The sequence below is a fragment of the Microcoleus sp. A6-C6 genome (genome assembly GCF_036705955.1).
In the GTDB taxonomy this organism is placed as follows: Bacteria; Cyanobacteriota; Cyanobacteriia; order Cyanobacteriales; family Microcoleaceae; genus Microcoleus.
Genome location: NZ_JAUBVR010000001.1, coordinates 149,694 through 168,451, shown reverse-complemented (window position 1 = coordinate 168,451; position 18,758 = coordinate 149,694). Strand labels below are relative to the sequence as shown.

The 18,758-nt window shown below is 46.9% G+C and carries 16 protein-coding genes; 9 read left to right on the top strand and 7 right to left on the bottom strand.

Annotation, left to right across the window (positions count from 1 at the left end; translation table 11 throughout):
• Positions 1 to 50 precede the first annotated feature (50 nt).
• The 3 genes from QUB52_RS00730 to QUB52_RS00720 are packed head-to-tail and all read left to right on the top strand — an operon-like array spanning position 51 to position 3,291.
• The gene (locus QUB52_RS00730; protein WP_265235256.1) at positions 51 to 428 is read left to right on the top strand and encodes a response regulator; all 378 of its coding nucleotides are present in this window, start codon (positions 51 to 53) and stop codon (positions 426 to 428) included.
• Positions 425 to 1,033 (top strand): chemotaxis protein CheC, encoded by a 609-nt coding sequence (locus QUB52_RS00725; RefSeq protein ID WP_265235257.1) that lies wholly within the window; start codon positions 425 to 427, stop codon positions 1,031 to 1,033. Before QUB52_RS00730 ends, QUB52_RS00725 begins: the two co-directional genes overlap by 4 nt.
• Positions 1,030 to 3,291, top strand: a complete 2,262-nt coding sequence (locus QUB52_RS00720; protein ID WP_332972120.1) for a sensor domain-containing diguanylate cyclase — start codon at positions 1,030 to 1,032, stop codon at positions 3,289 to 3,291. Before QUB52_RS00725 ends, QUB52_RS00720 begins: the two co-directional genes overlap by 4 nt.
• A 485-nt stretch (positions 3,292 to 3,776) precedes the next feature.
• Here the strand turns inward: QUB52_RS00720 and QUB52_RS00715 are convergent, their stop codons facing one another.
• Positions 3,777 to 4,847 carry a hypothetical protein gene (locus QUB52_RS00715; RefSeq protein WP_332972121.1) on the bottom strand — a complete coding sequence of 357 codons (1,071 nt, stop codon included), beginning with the start codon at positions 4,845 to 4,847 and terminating at the stop codon, positions 3,777 to 3,779.
• A 234-nt stretch (positions 4,848 to 5,081) separates the two neighbouring features.
• The gene (gene holA, locus QUB52_RS00710; protein ID WP_332967882.1) at positions 5,082 to 6,059 is read right to left on the bottom strand and encodes a DNA polymerase III subunit delta; all 978 of its coding nucleotides are present in this window, start codon (positions 6,057 to 6,059) and stop codon (positions 5,082 to 5,084) included.
• Between the two features lie 176 nt (positions 6,060 to 6,235).
• On the opposite strand from holA, the gene QUB52_RS00705 reads away from it, so the two are divergent.
• The 3 genes from QUB52_RS00705 (at position 6,236) to cbiE (ending at position 8,666) form a co-directional block, all read left to right on the top strand.
• The gene (locus QUB52_RS00705; protein ID WP_265235264.1) at positions 6,236 to 6,976 is read left to right on the top strand and encodes a DUF1868 domain-containing protein; all 741 of its coding nucleotides are present in this window, start codon (positions 6,236 to 6,238) and stop codon (positions 6,974 to 6,976) included.
• Positions 6,966 to 7,265, top strand: a complete 300-nt coding sequence (locus QUB52_RS00700) for a hypothetical protein (RefSeq protein WP_332972122.1) — start codon at positions 6,966 to 6,968, stop codon at positions 7,263 to 7,265. The genes QUB52_RS00705 and QUB52_RS00700 overlap by 11 nt, the downstream gene beginning before the upstream one ends.
• A 99-nt stretch (positions 7,266 to 7,364) precedes the next feature.
• Positions 7,365 to 8,666: a precorrin-6y C5,15-methyltransferase (decarboxylating) subunit CbiE gene (gene cbiE, locus QUB52_RS00695; protein WP_265239974.1), complete on the top strand. Its 1,302-nt coding sequence runs from the start codon at positions 7,365 to 7,367 to the stop codon at positions 8,664 to 8,666.
• A 178-nt stretch (positions 8,667 to 8,844) separates the two neighbouring features.
• Here cbiE and QUB52_RS00690 read toward each other — a convergent pair whose 3' ends face one another.
• From QUB52_RS00690 to QUB52_RS00675, 4 genes are all read right to left on the bottom strand, one after another.
• On the bottom strand, positions 8,845 to 9,714 hold the full coding sequence (locus QUB52_RS00690; protein ID WP_332972123.1) for a CPBP family intramembrane glutamic endopeptidase: 870 nt from the start codon (positions 9,712 to 9,714) through the stop codon (positions 8,845 to 8,847).
• Between the two features lie 110 nt (positions 9,715 to 9,824).
• On the bottom strand, positions 9,825 to 10,865 hold the full coding sequence (lpxD, locus tag QUB52_RS00685; RefSeq protein WP_332972124.1) for a UDP-3-O-(3-hydroxymyristoyl)glucosamine N-acyltransferase: 1,041 nt from the start codon (positions 10,863 to 10,865) through the stop codon (positions 9,825 to 9,827).
• Positions 10,866 to 11,144: 279 nt separating this feature from the next.
• Positions 11,145 to 11,459 (bottom strand): YkvA family protein, encoded by a 315-nt coding sequence (locus QUB52_RS00680; protein ID WP_332972125.1) that lies wholly within the window; start codon positions 11,457 to 11,459, stop codon positions 11,145 to 11,147.
• A gap of 390 nt (positions 11,460 to 11,849) precedes the next feature.
• Complete coding sequence (locus QUB52_RS00675; protein ID WP_332967874.1) at positions 11,850 to 12,965, bottom strand: SPFH domain-containing protein; 1,116 nt, start codon at positions 12,963 to 12,965, stop codon at positions 11,850 to 11,852.
• Between the two features lie 275 nt (positions 12,966 to 13,240).
• On the opposite strand from QUB52_RS00675, the gene QUB52_RS00670 reads away from it, so the two are divergent.
• Complete coding sequence (locus tag QUB52_RS00670; protein ID WP_332967872.1) at positions 13,241 to 13,720, top strand: hypothetical protein; 480 nt, start codon at positions 13,241 to 13,243, stop codon at positions 13,718 to 13,720.
• Position 13,721: 1 nt separating this feature from the next.
• Complete coding sequence (locus tag QUB52_RS00665; RefSeq protein ID WP_332967871.1) at positions 13,722 to 14,162, top strand: DUF7689 domain-containing protein; 441 nt, start codon at positions 13,722 to 13,724, stop codon at positions 14,160 to 14,162.
• Between the two features lie 92 nt (positions 14,163 to 14,254).
• On the opposite strand, the gene QUB52_RS00660 is transcribed toward QUB52_RS00665, so the two are convergent.
• A complete protein-coding gene (locus tag QUB52_RS00660) occupies positions 14,255 to 14,638 on the bottom strand; it encodes a hypothetical protein (protein WP_332967870.1) in 384 nt (127 codons plus the stop codon).
• Positions 14,639 to 14,799: 161 nt separating this feature from the next.
• On the opposite strand from QUB52_RS00660, the gene QUB52_RS00655 reads away from it, so the two are divergent.
• Positions 14,800 to 18,711: a tetratricopeptide repeat protein gene (locus QUB52_RS00655; RefSeq protein WP_332972126.1), complete on the top strand. Its 3,912-nt coding sequence runs from the start codon at positions 14,800 to 14,802 to the stop codon at positions 18,709 to 18,711.
• Positions 18,712 to 18,758 lie beyond the last annotated feature (47 nt).

The window sequence follows — 18,758 nt, the reverse complement described above, 5'->3', positions numbered from 1 at the left end:
CAGTACCTGCAACGCCGGTCAGTCCTAAACAATTGAAGGAGGAGAACGTAGTGACATCAATTCTCGTTGTCGAAGATTCGTGGTTGACTCGCAGGGTAATCTGCAAAATCCTGCGAGCAGAAGGATACGAGACTTGGGAAGCAGCGAGCGGCCCCGAAGCTCTAGAGCTGTTGGCGACTAAAACCCCAAACTGTATGCTCTTAGATCTGCTGATGCCGGAAATGGAAGGTCGGGAAGTCCTGCAAGCCATGCGCGAGAGAGGATATAAAATTCCAGTCATCGTCATTACCGCAGACATTCAAGCGACCACCAAATCCGAGTGCATGGAACTCGGAGCCCTGGCAGTCATTCACAAAATGCCGAACTCAGACGAACTGATCGGGTGGATCAATAAAGCTCTCAGTGCCAGCGAGGAGATCACCCCATGAAATTAAGCGCTCGACAGCTCGATGCTTTGCAGGAACTCGTCAACATCGGGATCGGTCAAGCAGCAGGGATTTTGAACGACATGATCGAATCTCCCATTCGCTTGCAAATCCCTTACCTCCAAGTCTTGTCTCCTGCAGACGTGCAAGCACAATTAGAGCAGCATCTCAACGGCGAACAAATCGCTGCCGTCCAGCTTAAATTCACTGGTTCCTTTGGAGGTATTGCCCAGTTAGTCTTTCCCACCAACAGCGCGGCAATGCTCGTGACGATGCTGACAGGGGAAGAAGTTGGAACTCACGACCTAGATTCAGTCAAAATTGGTACGCTGAGTGAAGTCGGAAATATTGTGATCAATGGGGTCATGGGTGCAATCAGCAACGTACTTCAGCAGCGCCTGAACTACTCAATTCCCAATTACACGGAAGGGACGATCGCTACTTTGCTGACATCTGGCGGTGTGGGTACTGATACAGTTGTTTTATTAGCCCAGACCCGTTTCATTATTGAAAAGCTTCACATTGAAGGAGATATCATCCTCATTTTCAATGTCAGTTCCTTTGACACCTTGTTGGTTGCGATCAATCAACTTGCCGGGGGTCTATGATCGAGGAGAGCAAAACTATTAAGGAAAAGTTTGGTGTTCTCGACAGCGTACCAGTCGGCGCATGCTTGCTGCAAGATGATTTTGTGGTGCTGTTTTGGAATGCCTGTCTCGAAGACTGGACAAAAATTCCCCGCAGCCAAATATTGGGAACAAAGATCACAACCCATTTTCCTCACCTGAGTCAGCTAAAGTACGCCACTCGCTTCAAGCAAATCTTTGCAGGAGGCCCGCCAACAATTTTTTCTTCTCAAATTCACAAGCACCTGATTCCGGCAATTTGGCAAGACGGCCAGCAGCGCATCCAGCAAACTACTGTGAATGCTGTGCCGGCCTTGGAGGCTGGCATAGAAGAACAGGAGATTAGAGACTGGGTTCTCCATACTCTTGAGTTGCAATCAGACGGTACTCTCGGAGTCGGATCACCAAGAAGTGCTTTTTTGTCTAGAAAATCTCCACCCTCAGCTTCGTCATCAATATGGCCGGGGGTCAATTGCCCATCGTTTTACGCACTGTTGGTGATTCAAGACGTGACCGACCTCACCCACCGCATCCAAGCTTACCGCACAATGCGGGATCAAGCTGTGGAAGAAGTGAAAGTGCGCCAGCGGATCGAGGAAGAATTGCGCGAGAGCCAGCATTTCATCCAGCAGATTGCTGACGCGGCGCCTTATTTGCTTTACATCTACGATGTGACAGAACAGCGCAACGTCTACGTCAATGGTCAGGCTTTTAATTTGCTCGGCTACCATCCCGAAGAAATTTTACAGATGGAAACGGCTTTGTTTTCCAGTTTGGTGTACCCAGAAGATTTGGAGAAGGTTTCCGCGCACCTGCAAAAATTTCCCAAGGCCCAAGACGGCAGGATTTTGGAGTTGGAGTACCGACTGAAACATCGATCGGGCGAATGGCGCTGGTTCCGCTGTCGCGATCAAGTGTTCGCCCGCACAGCAGAGGGCGAGCCCAAACAAATTTTCGGCACTGCTCAAGATATTACCGAGTACAAGCGGGCAGAAGAGGCACTGCGGCAGCAAAACGAACGGGAAAAATTGATGGGGACGATTACTCAGCACATCCGTCAGTCTCTGGATTTGGGCGAAGTGCTCAGCACGACAGTGACAGAAGTGCGCCAGTTCCTAAATGCCGATCGAGTGATGATCGTCCGCTTCAACCCCTGTAGCGGCGGCAGTCTCTGCCCTGGACCCGCCACGGGGTCGGTAACAGTGGAATCTGTAGCACCCAACTGTCGGCCGATGCTGGGAGAAACCCTGGAAAAGTTTTGTATTGACGAATTCTATCTCGAAGCATATCAACATCGGGCGATCCGACCAATCGCCGATGTCTCGGCCGCCAATTTGCCCCAAAATCAAATTGACTTGCTCGCACAATTTGACGTGAAAGCTTATTTGGTGGTACCGCTAGTGCAAGGGGAGGAGTTGTGGGGGCTGTTGATGGCTCACCAGTGCAGTCCCAGACAGTGGATGCAGTTGGAAGTCGAGTTGCTGTCGAATCTGGCCGCCCAGTTGGCGATCGCGATCAAACAAGCAGAACTCTATCAGCAGTTGCAAGCAGCCAACCTCAAGTTAGAGCGTTTAGCAACTTTAGACGAACTGACGCAGCTAGCAAACCGCCGCCGCTTCGATCAGTATTTAGACAGGGAGTGGCGCCGACAAGAGCGGGAACAAATGCCTCTGTCCCTAATTTTGTGCGATATTGATTCTTTTAAAAGTTACAACGATACCTACGGACATCCAAGGGGAGACGACTGTTTGCGGCAAGTCGCCCAGGCGATCGGCAATGCAGTCGATCGCCCCGCCGATTTAGTAGCTCGCTACGGAGGCGAAGAATTTGCCGTTATTTTGCCGAATACGGCGAGTGAAGGGGCCACGCTGGTAGCCCAACACATACAGCTCAAAATCGCAGCTTTACAGATTCCTCACGCTGGTTCTCAGGTGAGCCTGTACGTCACTGTCAGTCTGGGGATAGCGACTATAGTTCCTGGATCTGAATCCCAAGCCTCTATTTTGGTTGACGCAGCCGACTCAGCAGCGAGTATGGTTCCTGCATCTAAATCCCCAGCCTCGATTTTGATTGACGCAGCCGATGCAGCGCTGTACCAAGCCAAAGACGCAGGGCGCGATCGCCTCCAAGTTTACCAGGCAGAGTCTGCCACAGCCAAGACCAACGGCACTGCCGCTCCCGATCGCCCGATCGACTGTTCCCGACTCAATACTAATTTCCCCTCACCCACAAGCGCTTGACTGCTGCCAATATTTTTGAATTCGGAATAGATACTAACCATAATCCGGCATTAAAGATTAGAGATTAAAGATTAAAGAATTGAATAATTGAATAATTGAATAATTGAATAATTGAATAATTGGCAAAGACTTATAGCCATTCTCAAGAGCGGTGAGGTACATCAGGTAATGGGTAATGGGGGAAAAAGTCATTAGAAAAAAGGCAAGAAAGAATCGATCGCGCTTGACAAAACTCACACTTTTTTGCGCTATATGACTATCAGGGTTTCGATCGCGAGTCTACAGTTGCATTCTTTTTTTTTACTGCATCCCATCTTTTAGTATAACAACGAAGCGAGGGCACACCAGCTAAATCATTGGGATTTTTTAGTCAAATTGAAAAAAGTCAAAAGTAACAAAGCTTTAGTAAAAACAAGATTTTTGACTTTTGACTTTTGACTTTTGACTTTTTAAAGATCGAGTATTCAACTCAAAACTCAAAACTCTTAAGGCGCTGCCGCCGCCCTGCGGTTGGCAACAATCAGATTAGCCTGATACTCTGCCGCTTTTTGCTGGGCTTTTTGATGGTTCGGGCTAGTTGACGGTACTGTTTTCATAAGCTGAACCGCTTTCTGCCACTCGCTTGCTACTGCAATCCACTCAGTTTGAGATTGAGCCGTCTGGGCCAAAACTGCTGCCTTCTGAGCGTTGTTAACGCCTTCTCTCCAAAAGTCAGGCTTAGGTGCGGCGGCTTTTGGTGCAGGAGATGTTGCCTTGGGCGCGGGAGATGCAGGAGAAGCTGCCTTGGGAACCGGAGATGCCGATGCAGCTTTGGGTGCTGGAGTTGTCGGAGGTGGGCTGGCTGGCGCAGCAGGAGTGGGAGCGGCTTTTGGTGCAGGAGAGGCTGCTTGTGGGGGCCCCGATGGAGTGGGAGAGGATGTGCCGGGTTTAGACGCGCCAGATGAGGCTTTCGGGGAGGGGGAAGCTGCTTCGGGAGCACTCGGTTCTGGGTTTGAGCCACCGCCGAAGGGTAAATTGTTGGTCAAGTAAAGCCCTGCGATCGCCCCCAGAGGCACTAAAATACCCACAGGTATTAGCCATTTGGGGAATTGTTTTTTGGGAGGCGGAGCTACATCTTCGTCTTCGTTTTCCTCATTGTCGTCTTCGTCATCTCGATCGAATTCTCCCTCTTCATAGTAGTCTTCGCTATCGGGCTCGACATCATCTAAACCTATAGAGTCGTCAGGCATTCCAGTATCCGAGGCATAAAGCATTGGCTCTGCGGGCATCAGATCTATTTCATCTTCCCACGCAGGCGATCCGTCACCTGTGCGACGCCCGTAAACCTTGACAGTGTGAATTGATTCTACTCCCAAATTCGTCATCCCGCTGCGGATGAAATCGACCAATGCCGTTTGATTCGGTACTTTGTCTGACTCCAGAATTATGTGGAGGCAGCCGTTGTCCCGCGTCACATCGGCGTTGATGCCTTTGGGTTTGAGTGTACGGTTGATGCTAGATGCGATCGCTTTTGGATCGCCCTGCTTCAGAAGTTCCCGCAGGTTCTGTTGTGTCATGGGTAGCGCTCTTTTTTTTGGGGGGGGTGGAGAGCCGGCAAATAATATTAATCGATCGGCGTTCGGCGGCGGACAATATTTATTTACCACATTAACTTCTACTGTGGCATTCTGAGACTATTTCTTCTATCTATTGAGCTTTTTGCCAGATATCGGGCATCAAGGATCTATCCGATCGCGCAATTTGTTGTAAAAATTTACACTGACGAGCCACTCCTGCTGCGCTGTCTCTCGTCAGCGAAACAAGCTAGAAAGTTCTATCACCTTGGTTTGCAAGGTGGAGATTTCTTCCCGGCCCCGCTTTAAAGAAGCTTCTAACTCTAGCAGCAAAGGCAAGCTTTTTTGCAGTTTTTCTAAGCTGGCGTTCTTGACTTCTTGGCGAAAATAGTATACTCGTTTCGGATTGCCGAGGTCTAGAGCTTGAGCAATTTTATCATCCCGATCGCCCGCTTGGATCATCGCCTTCACCCACAGCCAAATCCGAAACTTACCAGTCAAGCCAGCCACAATCCTCAAACCAGGCTCACTCCGGGCCGTTAAGCCCGCCAATAGCTCCAAAGCGGAGGAGGTATTGCCCTCGCGGATCGCATCGGCTAGCTGGAAGGTATTCTGGGCGTGACAGTGCACCAGTGCGGCGACTTCCTCCGGGTTGAGAGGTTGGCTGCGGTTGCCGGCAAACAACAGCAATTTTTCGAGTTCGCTGTATAGCTGACGGGTATCGCTGCCGATGGATGTGGCCAAAAGTTCGATCGCCGTGGCGGTCAATTTGACATTCATTTCGGCGGCGACTTGGCGGACTCGCTGGGCTAATTCTTTGTCATTCCAAGGCGGAATCGGTGAAAATTCTCGAAATTCGGCGGACTTAGCGAGTAACTTAGTAGACTTGAGCCTGCTGTCTGGTTTTTTGACGGATGTCAGCAGTAACACCGTGGTAGAGGGAATTACTGGCAGCGTCCGTTCAAATTGGGCTAACAGTTCCGCAGAGCACTGCTGCGTGACAGTCGTATTTGCTAGCCAGACAAAACGGCTGCCGGTACCGAAGGGTGGCGTTAAAGCTCGATCGAGTCCTTCAACCACAGCGTCGGCTCGATCGGCAATAATCTTGTCATAGTTAAAACTAGCCCAATTGGGGTCGAGGACTGTTTGGCGCAAACTTGTGACTGCTTGCGCGATCGCAAAGTCATCTTCCCCCCAAAACAGGTAAATTTGCATTATTAACGCTCAGTAGCCGAAAAAATTAGAGTTGCAGGCGCAGCCAGTCCAACATATCCTGAATCGGAGTGATGGAAGCCCGCAGCATAATATAAAATTTGGTGTGGGAGTATTTCACCGCGAGGAAATCAAGATTGGATGATACTTATCAAGCTTACGTAAATCGGGTGGCGCGAATGACGCTGCTGGACTCCTACAAGTCCCAGGTGGAACACATTCAGGAATCTCCAAAATTTAAGCCCGACGAAGCCGGTCGGAGAACTCCTGTACCTTTTCCAGGTTATTCGGTGATTACGCCACCTGCGGGGGAAGATGCAGAAAATACTGCACTTTATAGTAATTTAAACTCAGTCCAACAACGGCTATTGCAGGAAATCGCGGACGGTGCGCTTGTGGCACTGCCTCCTGATAGCTTCCATTTAACCCTGGCTGATGTGATTTGGAGCAGCGCTTTTCGAGATGCCTCTGATAAAAATCCAGAATTTGAGGGGCAACTCCGCGATCGCATGAAAGATCGTTTTGCCGCCTGCAAACCCCTAGCGGGCGGCCCTCCCATACGCTGGACGGTGCTGGGGTTGATGGTGATGACTAGAGCTGTGGGTGTCTGTTTGGCACCAACGGACGAAAACTCTTACAAGCAAATTCTGGAGTTTCGTCGATCGATCTATCAAAATCCCGATTTAATGGCTTTGGGAATTGAACAGCAATATCATTTTACGGCACACATTACTCTGGCTTATTTTGGGGACATCGGGCCGAACCTAGACCGCGCTCGTTTGTGCACCCTGATGTCTGAGTTAAACGACCAATGGCTCGACACGCCCCAGGAACTGTGCGTGCACCGAGCCGAACTGCGGAAGTTTGACGACATGACTAGCTATGTTCGGCAACCGGATTGGCCTGTTTTTGAATTTTAAGGAAGGGGAAGGAAGAAGGAAGAAGGAAGAGGGAAGAAGGAAGAGGGAAGAAGGAAGAAGGAAGAGGAAAGAGGGAAGTTCGGCAACGAGCCAGGTAGGGAATTTAACGGATACAAGTCAGAATTCAGAGGACTCAATCAAGGAATATTTTCCCAATTCTCTCAATTCTCCCCCTCTCCCCCTCTCCCCCTCTCCCATCTCCCCCTCTCCCCTCTCCCATTCTCCCCCTCTTCCCCTCTCCCCCCTCTCCCATCTCCTCTGTTTCAAGAGTCAGGATATTGCCGATTAAATGCTTTAATTATTCTGGCTTGGTAACAAAATCAAGCAAAAAATTTATGATAAACCAGGAAAAATCAGTAATTCTGGTTTTTTAATTTTTGATGAAAAAGTGACTGTACACGTTGTTGGTATTGGTTTAGATGGAGCTGCTGGGCTGAGTTCCTCGGCGCGGCAGGTTGTAGAAATGGCGGCTCTGCTGATCGGGAGCGATCGGCATTTGAGCTATTTTCCGCAGCACAGCGGAGAGCGCTGGGCGTTGGAAGATTTAACCGAAGCAATTCTCGAAATTCGGCGTTGGTTGGCTACTGAGCCGCAGTTAGAGCCGAATGCGGAGACGGTGGAAAGGGGGCGAGGGTCGATCGTACTTTTAGTAGCCGGCGACCCGCTGTTCCACGGCTGGGGAAAGTTGCTAATTGCCCAAATTCCGGCAGATAAATTGACATTTCACCCCCATGTGAGCTCAGTGCAGTTGGCTTTTAACCGCTTGCACATCCCCTGGCAGGATGCTCATTTTGTGGGTTCCCAGGGACGTTTTTTTGAGGAACTGACGGCAAAACTCAAGCTGGGTGTCGAGAAGATTGCGGTACTCGCGGACGAAACTCGGACTCCGGCGACTATAGCAAGTTTAGTAAAAGCTCTAGATTTGCCCACACGCTACCAGTTTTGGGTTTGCGAAAATTTGGGTTCTGCCGAGGAGACGGTGGGTTGCAGGTCTCTGTCAGCTTTGCTGGGAGAGTCTTTTGCCGCTTTGAGCGTGGTGGTGATGCTGCGGCAGTCTCCACCGACAGAAGCTTTGGATTTGGGAAAGTTGCCTTTGTTGGGGATTCCCGATGCAGCTTTTATCGGTTGTGGCGATAGGCCTGGTTTGACAGTTGAACGGGAGGTGCGGGTGTTGGTACTGGCACAATTGGCTTTGCAACCGGAACAAGTTGTCTGGGATGTGGGTGCTGGTAACGGTTCTGTGTCGATCGAGATTGCTCGTTTATTCCCGCAGTCTGAAGTATATGCGATCGAGCAAACGGTTTCTGGTACTTCTGCGATCGAACTCAATTGTGGCCGTTTTGGGCTGCAAAATGTGTTCTCAATTCACGGAACCGCCCCGGAAATCTTGCATCGCTTGCGTCCCCCGCACCGGATTTTTATCGGTGGCAGCGGTGGAGGGTTGACTAAAATTTTGGGTGTTTGCGCGCTGCGGCTGCTCGCTGGAGGCTCGATCGTGCTGGCTTTGGATGCTTTTGAGGATATTGCTACTGTTTTGAGCTGGATTGGCGATCGGGTGCGCCGGGAACCGCACTGGAGTTACCGAATTGTGCAGGTGCAGTTATCACGTTCTGTTTCTGCGGGGAGTTTGACTCGTTTTGATGCGTTGAATCCAATTTCGATTGTGACGATCGATCGACATTTGAATTAATTTTAGACTTTTAACCGGAGATGAAGGCTGGTTGATGGCTCTGTTATCTGTGTTTTTTTGTGGTTTTAGTTTCGGAGTGATTGAATCTAATCTTTTTTTTTACCGCAGAGGGCGCAGAGGGCGCGGAGGAAGAGAGGAAGAGAATAGCTAATTTTAAAGGGGTTTGGGGTGTTAGGTTTTAATTTTTAATTAACAAAACTACGGCTGCTGTTGCTAGCAGTAACAGGATTCCGGCTGCACCTGCTAGGGGTTTTGCTGCTATTCCTGTAATCCATTCGGGTACATTTTGGGTAGGTTTAATTGCGCCTTCTGTATCTACGGTAGTTATACCCCAAATCCACCCGGCGTGAAGTCCGATCGCCAATCCTAAACTGCCATTGTCGGCGATGCGGGCTAAGGTTAAAACCATGCCCATCAGCCACAATCCTGGGAGTTGCGGTAGAGTTTCTTTGGCGGCCCAAATTAGGTGGGCGATCGCGAAAATGAAACTGGCGATCGCACCTGCGGTTAATATTGAGTAATCTTGCTGGAGTAGATTTTGCAAACAGCCGCGAAAGATTAACTCTTCTGTAGCGCTAATCCACACTGCTAATAACAGAGTCAGCAGAGTGGAAGGCTTCAGGATTGCAGCCGCAGGATTAATGATTGTTTCGCCTATTTCGGTTTGAACTGTGCTACTTTGCAGTTCGATCCAACCAGCGGTTAATTGCACGCCGAACAAAATTGCTAAGCTGACTACTGCTAATGTTAATCCTAGCAGCGAGGATATCAAAGTTGCGGGTTGCCAATCCCAACCCCAGTCGGCAAAAGATGTGCCTTCGATCCAAGTTGTCGCCCACAAAATGAAGGGAACAATTAAGTAGAGGGAGGCGAGTAAAGGTAGTTTTTTGTTGCCTAAAGGTTGGGGCGGATGCCATTTGAGGGCGATCGCCAGCACAATCGCTACAGGTAGCCACACCACAATCCAAGTCGAGAAAAACAAGATTATTTTGACAATTGCTGGTATTGACGGCGACATTAGTCGCAGGTTAGTTATACTATTCCACATTTAAGGAGTTGCAACTATAATACTGTTGACTGTTAACTGTTGGCTGTTAACTGTTGACTTTTGACTGTTAACTGTTAACTGACTACTGCCAACTGCCAACTGCCAATTGACTACCGATCGATCCGGCGCTGAATTTGCCTCAAAGATTGGTACATTTCCGGTAAGCGATTGTAAACAGCAGCGGCTTTGAGAAATAGTTTGTGGGGAATTGCTGGAACCCCCGTCACGATCGCACCTGCGGGCACATCGCTGTGAATTCCGGCTTTGGCTGTGGCGATCGCCCCATCTCCAATTTTAGCTTGATTAGCAATGCCCACTTGACCTGCCAAAATTACATTGTTACCAATTATTACTCCGCCCGCTAAGCCAACATGGGCGGCAAAAACGCAATTTTTCCCGATTTGACAGCCGTGACCTACGTGTACTAAATTGTCGATTTTGGTATTGTGGCCGATGCGGGTTTCTCCGACAGCGGGCCTGTCGATCGCGCTATTGCAGCCAACCTCAACGCCCTCTTCTAATACAGTGCATCCAGACTGCTCCATTTTCACCCATCCTGTGGCTGTTGGTACGAACCCAAAACCTTCGGAACCGATCGCCGCACCGCTGTGAATCACGCAATTTGCCCCGATGCGAGTACGTTCGTGAATCACACAGTTAGCGTGTAAAACCGTACCTTCACCAATTACCGCATCTGGGTAAATTACGACATTTGGATGAATGCAAACGTTATTGCCGATTTTGACTTTTGCTTGAATAACGACGTGGGGGCCAATATAGACATTTTCACCAATTTCTGCTGAGGGGTGAACGACGGCTGAGGGATGAATTTCGGATGCAGGGCGAAACGGTTGATAGAAAATGGCGATGGTTTGAGCAAATAACAATCGGGGATCGGGTGCGGCTATCCAAGCGATGTTGCGATCGGTACATTGAGCTTGCAGGCTTTCGTCTAAGGGTAAAATTAAAGCCGAAGCATTTGTAGTGGCTGTATGAGCGGCAAATTTAGCACCTTCTATGTAACTGATTGTACCCGATGCAGCTTCATCGACTGGGGCGGGGCCTGTGATTTCTCGATCGTCCGCGCTAGAGGCCTTGAGGCTGTGGCTGTTGGTTAAATTAAGTTTTTGTACTATTTCGCTAAACTGCATTATTTATCAAGATTTCCTATTCACACAGATTTCTCACAATTAAAGTTACCAGCTTTGGGGCGCTACCGGAGCATTTGCCCAAAAACTTTGGTAGGGTTTCAACCGCCGTCTTGAAATTATCTGCGTTGATCTGCGTTGATCTGCCTTGTATCTGCGGTTGATCTATCAAAGATTTAGGCAATTCAAGCCTAGTTTAGCAGCGCCAATGGAAAAGGGAGCCGATCGTCTTCTGCTCCCACTCACTCTCAAAAAGCTGCAATATTGATAGATTTTTGGCAGTTATTGTACAGAGGATGCTTCTACATCAACGGTGCGGGCTGTACCTTCTGAATAGGTGCCGGTTGCTTCAGATGCTGAATCTTTCTCTGTTTGACGGGATTTAAAATGGTCGATCGCCATTTGGGACACTTCGGAAATCAGCAATACTGCGATCGCCAAGTCGTCAATTTGTCCGATTACGGGGAGAAAATCGGGCGCAATGTCGATCGGGCTTACCAGATATGCCAACGTTCCCAGAATAATCCACCAGCGGTACTTGGGGTTGCGGAGCGTGTCGCGATACCAGTTGTAAACAGATTGTATAGAAAAGTTCATGGGTTGTCCTCTCGTTATATTTTCCATCTTGACAAATTCTGGATCGAAACGCTTGTCGAGATATCCCCCCTAGGGTTGGGAAGAGAATTCTACTCGGAGGTATTTGGAATTGGGGAGGGAGAAGTTGTCAAGCTGTGTCGGAAGGGCGGGGACTCTTGACAACGCCCCTACAAAAACCTGACAGATGAAAGCCGATCGAATTAATCTGCGTTGATCTGCGTTGATCTGCGGTTTTAAACCATCTTGATCTATTACGTGTATGTAGTGATTAAATCAAGTTACTTAGATTGGGATTTTTTAACCGCAGATATCAGCAGATAAACACAGATGAACGCTGATGGGATTTATCTGTGTTTATCGGGTGTTTCAAATAATCTTCATATCTCTCATTCACCCGTCTTGAAACACCCATTTTTGGTCGCCGATCGCAATTTCGCAACCATTCGCCAACCAAAAAGGCTCGTTAGCAGCCAGTCTCTGTCCGCCCACAAAAGTGCCGTTGGAACTGCCACAATCGACAAGTTGATATCGCTGTTTGCCAACTTCGTCAGTGGCCCGGCGGATCTGGGCGTGGTAGCGCGAACTTTGCGGATCTTGTAACACTAAACTGTTGGTGGGTTCCCGTCCAATTGTAAAAGGATTCGCCGTTAAACCGATCGCCTGTCCCGAAAACTTGTAGATTAAATATGCGGTGTTTTTGCGATCGCTACTTGCCAATATCGTCGGTGCAAGTTGCGGGCGATTCAGGGCTGGTGGGAGACTGTTTTGAGCAAGTTTTTCTGTCAGTTGTTGCAAATCGCGATCGAATGATGCTGCTGTTTCAGAAGCTGGAAGACTCGCCGGAGAATGACCTGAAATTAAGTTTAACTGCTGGATGGGGGCTTGAGGTGCGATCGGGCGGCCCGCTTCAGCAATTCTCATTTGCAGGGCGGCGGAATTTTCTGCTTCCTGTCGTGCACTCATTCCCTCAACTTGGCGAATCACTCCGTTGGTTTCGGGAAAGCTGACATCGCCAATTCGCACGTCTTCTAAGGTAAAACCTAGGGTATAAAAATCTTGGACGCGATCGAGCAAATTTTGGCGCAGCAACAGCCGGCCTTGGGTGATAAGCTGTTGTAAGGAAAATTGCCCGATCGCCATTCCCATACAATCCTTAACTGCACTTGCTAAAGCTGCGATCGGATCGGACAATTCCAAAGCTACCCGTTTCGGATCTATAACTTGATAAATAACCGTCAGAGTCGCATCAATTAAAAATCTATCCTTAGACAAGAAATCTCCGTGGGATTGCACGTCCAAATTGCGGAGTTTGGTGTCTACAAGGACAATTTGACACTGTTCCAGCAGGGGAAGGGCGAAGCTGAAATGCCGCCCTGATTTTAGGGTACGCACGGCGCGGCCGTTTTTGACCAACAGCCCCGTGTAACCCGCCCCGATAAAGTCCATACTAAACCCGGCCCAGCGTTCTGGGGTGACGGTTTGAATTAGGGGAGAGGCGTTGTTCATGGGATGCAGTGGAGGGAGGTTTGATTCTACTTTTAGGGTAACAAATTGCTGGGGGGCGATCCTCTTCGAGGGCTTCGCTAACGGGCGATCGGTGTGCCGGTTCCGCAACTTCTATACTTTACGCCTCCACGAGTCCCGATTCAGCACGTACTGGCTCTAGTTTGGATCTAGAATTTATTGGCTACACTTTACGAAGTTATCGCTCAAAATTTGATTCTTATAGCAACTATAATTTATTTGCTACACTTAAGAAATCATCCTAGTTTGTAAGCGAGATGAACACCATCACGATCGCCATTTCAGATGAGCGCCTGCTGAAACTACAAAAAGTCGCTGCCGATCTGAATGTATCAATAGAAGAGTTAGTCTTAATGGGTTTGGAAAACTTGCTTGCAAAACGAGAATTTTCCTCTCCACATACTGCCACAGATATCCTCAATAAAAATGCTGAATTAGACTCAGTGGTAGTTGACAAATTTTATCACCTTGCCGATCTGTGGCAAAGTGAAGTTGCGGGACTTTCTTCAACTGCCCAAATGTCTCAGCATCCTGCATATCAGGAAATTATTAATATGGGAAATCCAATTATACCGCTACTGCTATCAGAACTGAAAAAAAATCCCCTTTACTGGTTAGCAGCATTGAATGCAATTACAGGTACAAATCCCATCAAAGCAGAACAAAAAGGAAGAGTCAAACAAATGGCATCAGCTTGGATCGAGTGGGGTAAAAATCAAGGCTACGCGATTGAATAAAATGTATAGAAGACCTGAGCTTGAAATTAAATGGCCGAATTTGTCTCAGACTGATTATCAAGTTACCAGCCTAAAATCAGAGGAATATAACTGCTTTGCTTGGGCTGCTGGCGAAGATGATCGATGGTGGCAACCCATACCTGGAGAGCAATTTTATTGGCCAGAAGGCGTGCCACAAGAGGAGACGCTAGAAGCATATATTCTAGCTTATAAAACGCTGAAATATGAAATTTGTAATTGCAACACATTAGAACCTGGATCTGAAAAAATAGCACTATATATTGACTCTAGCGGTATCCCAACTCATGCAGCAAGACAATTACCTAATGGTAAGTGGACAAGTAAGCTGGGCTGGTTGGAAGATATTGAACACGAACTCGATGGATTGGTTGGCGATAGGTACGGAGTTGTCGGTCAAATTCTTAAACGTGCGGTAAATTAGGGAAGAGCGATCGCACTTTTTGACTTAGAATGAGAAATGGGAGGGCAATCGCATTTAAGTAAAACAACCTTGCCCACCCATCATGTAGCACTCTAATCTTCCATCTTGCCGTACTTCCGCTTTAAGTAATCTGGCATAATTGTCGGAATATAGATAGTCTGTTCCCATTTACGATATTTTCCGAGCTCATCAAAGTGATAAGTTTTGGGGTTGCAGTGGCGCCCATCTGGGAATTTGTACGTGCATTTTCCCGCATCATGGGTGGCCCAAGGCTTGTTTTTGCGGTATTCAGACCAACACCGTCCCACACTCCCGTCCAGCAAGTCGGTTTCACCTACAGGCATTTTTAGCACTGATTGTACATGAATGAGCTGGTGACTTGATTCGGAAAGGACGCACCAATGATCTTCTGGAATACCTGACAAGCTACCTGATAGCTGTTCAATCCGCTTGATGTAGCCAGTAATTTCGCTCATTTGATTTCTCCTCTGTGGTTTTTTGAACAAAGGAGAAGTTCGTTGGCCAACGTGCTTCTCACACATCCATAATCGTGAGTTAGCAAAGGTTTCGCACGATCGCATTTAGATCGGAGTTCAAATGATCTAAAATTGATCTTGACATCTTATAAATTATGTGTATGGCTCCGACACTCAAAGCTTCTGAAGAAGGAAAAACGAAAATTGACATCGCCTTAAGATACAAGGGATGGAATAAAGGGCCGCTTAGTGAAGCTATTCCAGCAGCGAGTCTCTTGCTCGTGCTGCCATACCTTCGTGAAAAAAACTGGACGGGCGAGAAACCATTAGATCGCCAAAAACTAAAAAGCTCACAGCTTTTTACAAAAAATTCTCTCGATAAAATATTTTATGCTTATCAAGTTACGAATTATACAAAAATTGAATCGGACATCCAATGTGGAGAATTAACAGCAAAGGGAATTTCCTATGGAACTTGGAATAGCTTTTTATATAAAAAACCTATAAACACAAAAGCATTTAAGGCTTACTGCAAAGTCTTAGGACTGAATTGGGAAGAGATTAAAGAAGATCCACCACAGTCCGATCGCAAAAAGCCTATTAAGACTGAGACGCAATCTTATAGAGGCTCGGAAGTGAGCGATCGCACCTTGGCACTCGTCGAGGAATACACCCAGCTATTTGTTGGGCGCGAGGATGTTCTATCAGAATTAGATAAGTTGCTTACCCAAACTGATAAAAGATATCTGACGATTACCGCTCCTGCTGGATTTGGTAAAACAGCACTGCTAGCAAACTGGGTAAAATCACGGCAGGGAAACGATTATTTTATTGCCTGTCACTTCTTCCGCCAGCGCGATGAAATTACCTGTTCTGTCGCTAATGCCTATCGTAATTTGCTCCAACAAATTTACAATTACTGCGAATCGAGTAAAGCGTTGCCCTATGATGAAAATCAGTTGCGGCAGGATCTTTATGACATGGTTAAAGCCTGGGCAAGCAAACCTTTAGTGATTATCATAGATGGCTTAGATGAAGCCGAAGGTCTTTTCTCGCCACCTTTTCCTACTCCTTTGCCACCGAATGTATTTGTAATTGCCTCAGCGAGAAAGTTTGAAGAGGAAGAGCAAAATTACTTGTCCGGTTGGACAAATAATGAGGAACCGATCTGGCTCAATCACTTGACAAAAGAAGCGATCGCAGACTGGTTACGAAAAACTGGTAATAGTAAATTAGTAAGTCTGGCACAGGACGAAACTTTTGTGGCGCAGGTGTGCGATCGCACTGAAGGAATACCACTTTTTCTTAAATACTTGATCGATGAGTTGTTAGAAGTAGCACAACAGGGTGAGGAAAGTGCAATCCGCAAAACACTTGCAGCAACACCCAAGGGTTTTGCTGAGTACATTCGTCAGCAGTACCAAGCTTTAGATCGATTAGAAGATTGGCGTTCTTGCCCAGCTCTGCGAAAAATATTCTATTTTCTGACTATTGCCAAAGGAGAGCTATCTTCATACGATTTCGTAAAACTGATGGGAGAAAGTCCAGTCGGACTGCCGTGGCGGGTGAGTCGATGGTTCAAAATTCGCGAAATAGCCAAATCACGCTTATTCTCCTTCGCTCATTCAACATTAGCCCACGAATTTGCAGCCATTCCTGAAATTAACGAAAACACCGAAGAATCTCAGGAAAAACTAATTGAATATTGTGCCAACTGGCAGGAACATCAAAAAAGTTGTTATGCGTTGCGGCATTATGCAGAACATTTAAGCCAGACAGAGAAGTGGGATGAGTTGTATAAGTTAGCACGTAATAAAACCTTTGCCACTCGTCAACAAAAACACTTGCCCGATGAGCCTAATTTATCCCTGAAGACGGTGCAGACAGCAATGCTGGCTGCTGCTGAAACAGATAATGCGGCTGGAATAGCAGAGTTTCTCCTGGTACACGCACGGCGGCTGGTGCAGACAACTGGGCAAGATTCACCACTGGATGCACTGCGGAAAGGCTATTTAGAACGAGCTTGGAGACTGACAGATTTATATGAAATTGAGCGGCGTATATTGTGGTATTTATTGCTGGCGTGGGAGTTGAAAGATACAGACAAATGTGAGGACGCAGAGGAAACACTGAAGCGATTGCAGCAGCAGGAATTACCTCGTTTATCAACTCATCCAGATATAAAGTGGCACAGCCAGTATGCTACTTACCTACTCGCCCATGTTTTTGAAGTGAGTGAGGATATCTGTACTTCTTTAGAGCAAAAGCTTTTTGATAATCGCTACCGCTGTATTTTGTGCGCGCATCTTAGGAATTCTGGTAACTTTGCTGCTGCCCTGAAAACTGTCGAGAGTATTAGACCGGAGTCAACGCAAGTATTACATCTAATAAATATAGCAAAAGCGCAGGTGCAGAAAGGAGATATAGAATATTCTGCTACCTTTACCAACGCTCTTGAGATTGTAAACACACTTGTTTCAACCTCATACCGGGAAAGATTGATAGAGGAGATAGCCAAAGCCCAAATAGAAGTTGGCGACAGGGCATCAGCACAAGCCACTTTGACTGAAGCTCTTGAAACAGCAGATAATAAGATAGACAACCCATTGCATCTATCAAGAGCGAATGGTATTGCGAGTGAAGAGAAACAAACTGATTTTTTACAAAAAGTTGTAATAGAACAAGCTGAAGCAAGAGAGTTGGCGGATGCCCGTGAAACGGCTAAAAAAATTGACTATTTAGACAGACCAGATGCCTTAATGAGAATAGCAGAGGCATACGCAAAAGCAGGGGATTTTACTACCGCTTTAGAGATAGCTACAGAAATAGATATTCAATTCATGCGAGCAAAAACTCTAGGAGTAATAGCAGAGATACAGGTACAAACTGGACAAACTGAAGCAGCACTATCTACTTTTGCTAATGTCCTTAAAATTGAAAAACCCCTTGAAGCTTCGATCTCCTTTATCAGGTTATTAGCCCTAGCAAGGGTAGCAGAAGTACAGGTAAAAAATGGTCAAAAAGAAGTAGGAGTGACTACCGCTAGTATTGCCTGCGAAATCGCACAAAGTATGGATAATCCGATGGAAACAGCAAATGTACTAGCAGGAATATTAGTACCAATACTCATTGAAGCAGAAAAAATACAAGAAGCAAAAATTATCGGCGATCGCGCCCTTGAAATTGCACAAAAAATTAGTAATAGCGGAGAATACTATCGCTCGAAAACTTTTGGATTCGTAGCACAAGCACAGGCAAGGTTAGGAGAGTTTGACGTTGCTCTTACAACTTTGGAAACAATCAGTATCCCATCCTTTCACGTTAATGCACTCAGAAGTATACTACAGTTGCAGATAGAGGCAAAGCCACAGCAAATAGAGAAATACAAGATAGTTCTGAATAAAGCTGATAAATACTATAAAAATGCAGATTCTATCTCTCTGATTTTGGCAAACAAGGTTCAGCTTTTGACTATTATAGCAGTGGCACGATCAACTATAGGAGAAACCGAAGCAGCCTTAGCCACGTTTGCCGACCTTCTTGAAGCTGCAAAAACAAAAGAACAACGGGAACGTGATGAAGATTTCTCTATAATAGCCATAGGATATGTAGAAGTAGGCGAATTTTCGACTGCTATTAAAATTAGCAAAGATCTTGAAGATGGAGAGCAGAAAATAAGCATATTTTTGGCAATTGCCTGCGAGCAGTTCAAAAAAAGACAACAAGTTACAACTCTTGACATTGCCCTTGCAGCTAAAGAAAAAATTGAGGATGCACAAAAACGCTTGGAAGCGCTCAAGAGCATTGCTCAAATACAAGCAATAGCAGGAAACGGTGAGGAGGCTCTAAGAATATTAGAGGCGATGCTTAACGACCGTAACACGCACTTACGTGACATTGCCTTATTGTTCGCTGAAACAGGTGATAGAGTAAATTTTAAACGCTTGTTAATTCCCTGTGCATACTACTTAGATACTGCCTATCAAATGTGTGGATATTTAGCGCGGCTGTATCCAGAGCAAGCATCAGCAGTGGCAAAAGTTTTGAGCGAATTGAATGAAGGGGAGCAATAGTGTGCGATCGCCCTTCCACCGACAAATATAGCTAAAGTGCGATATTC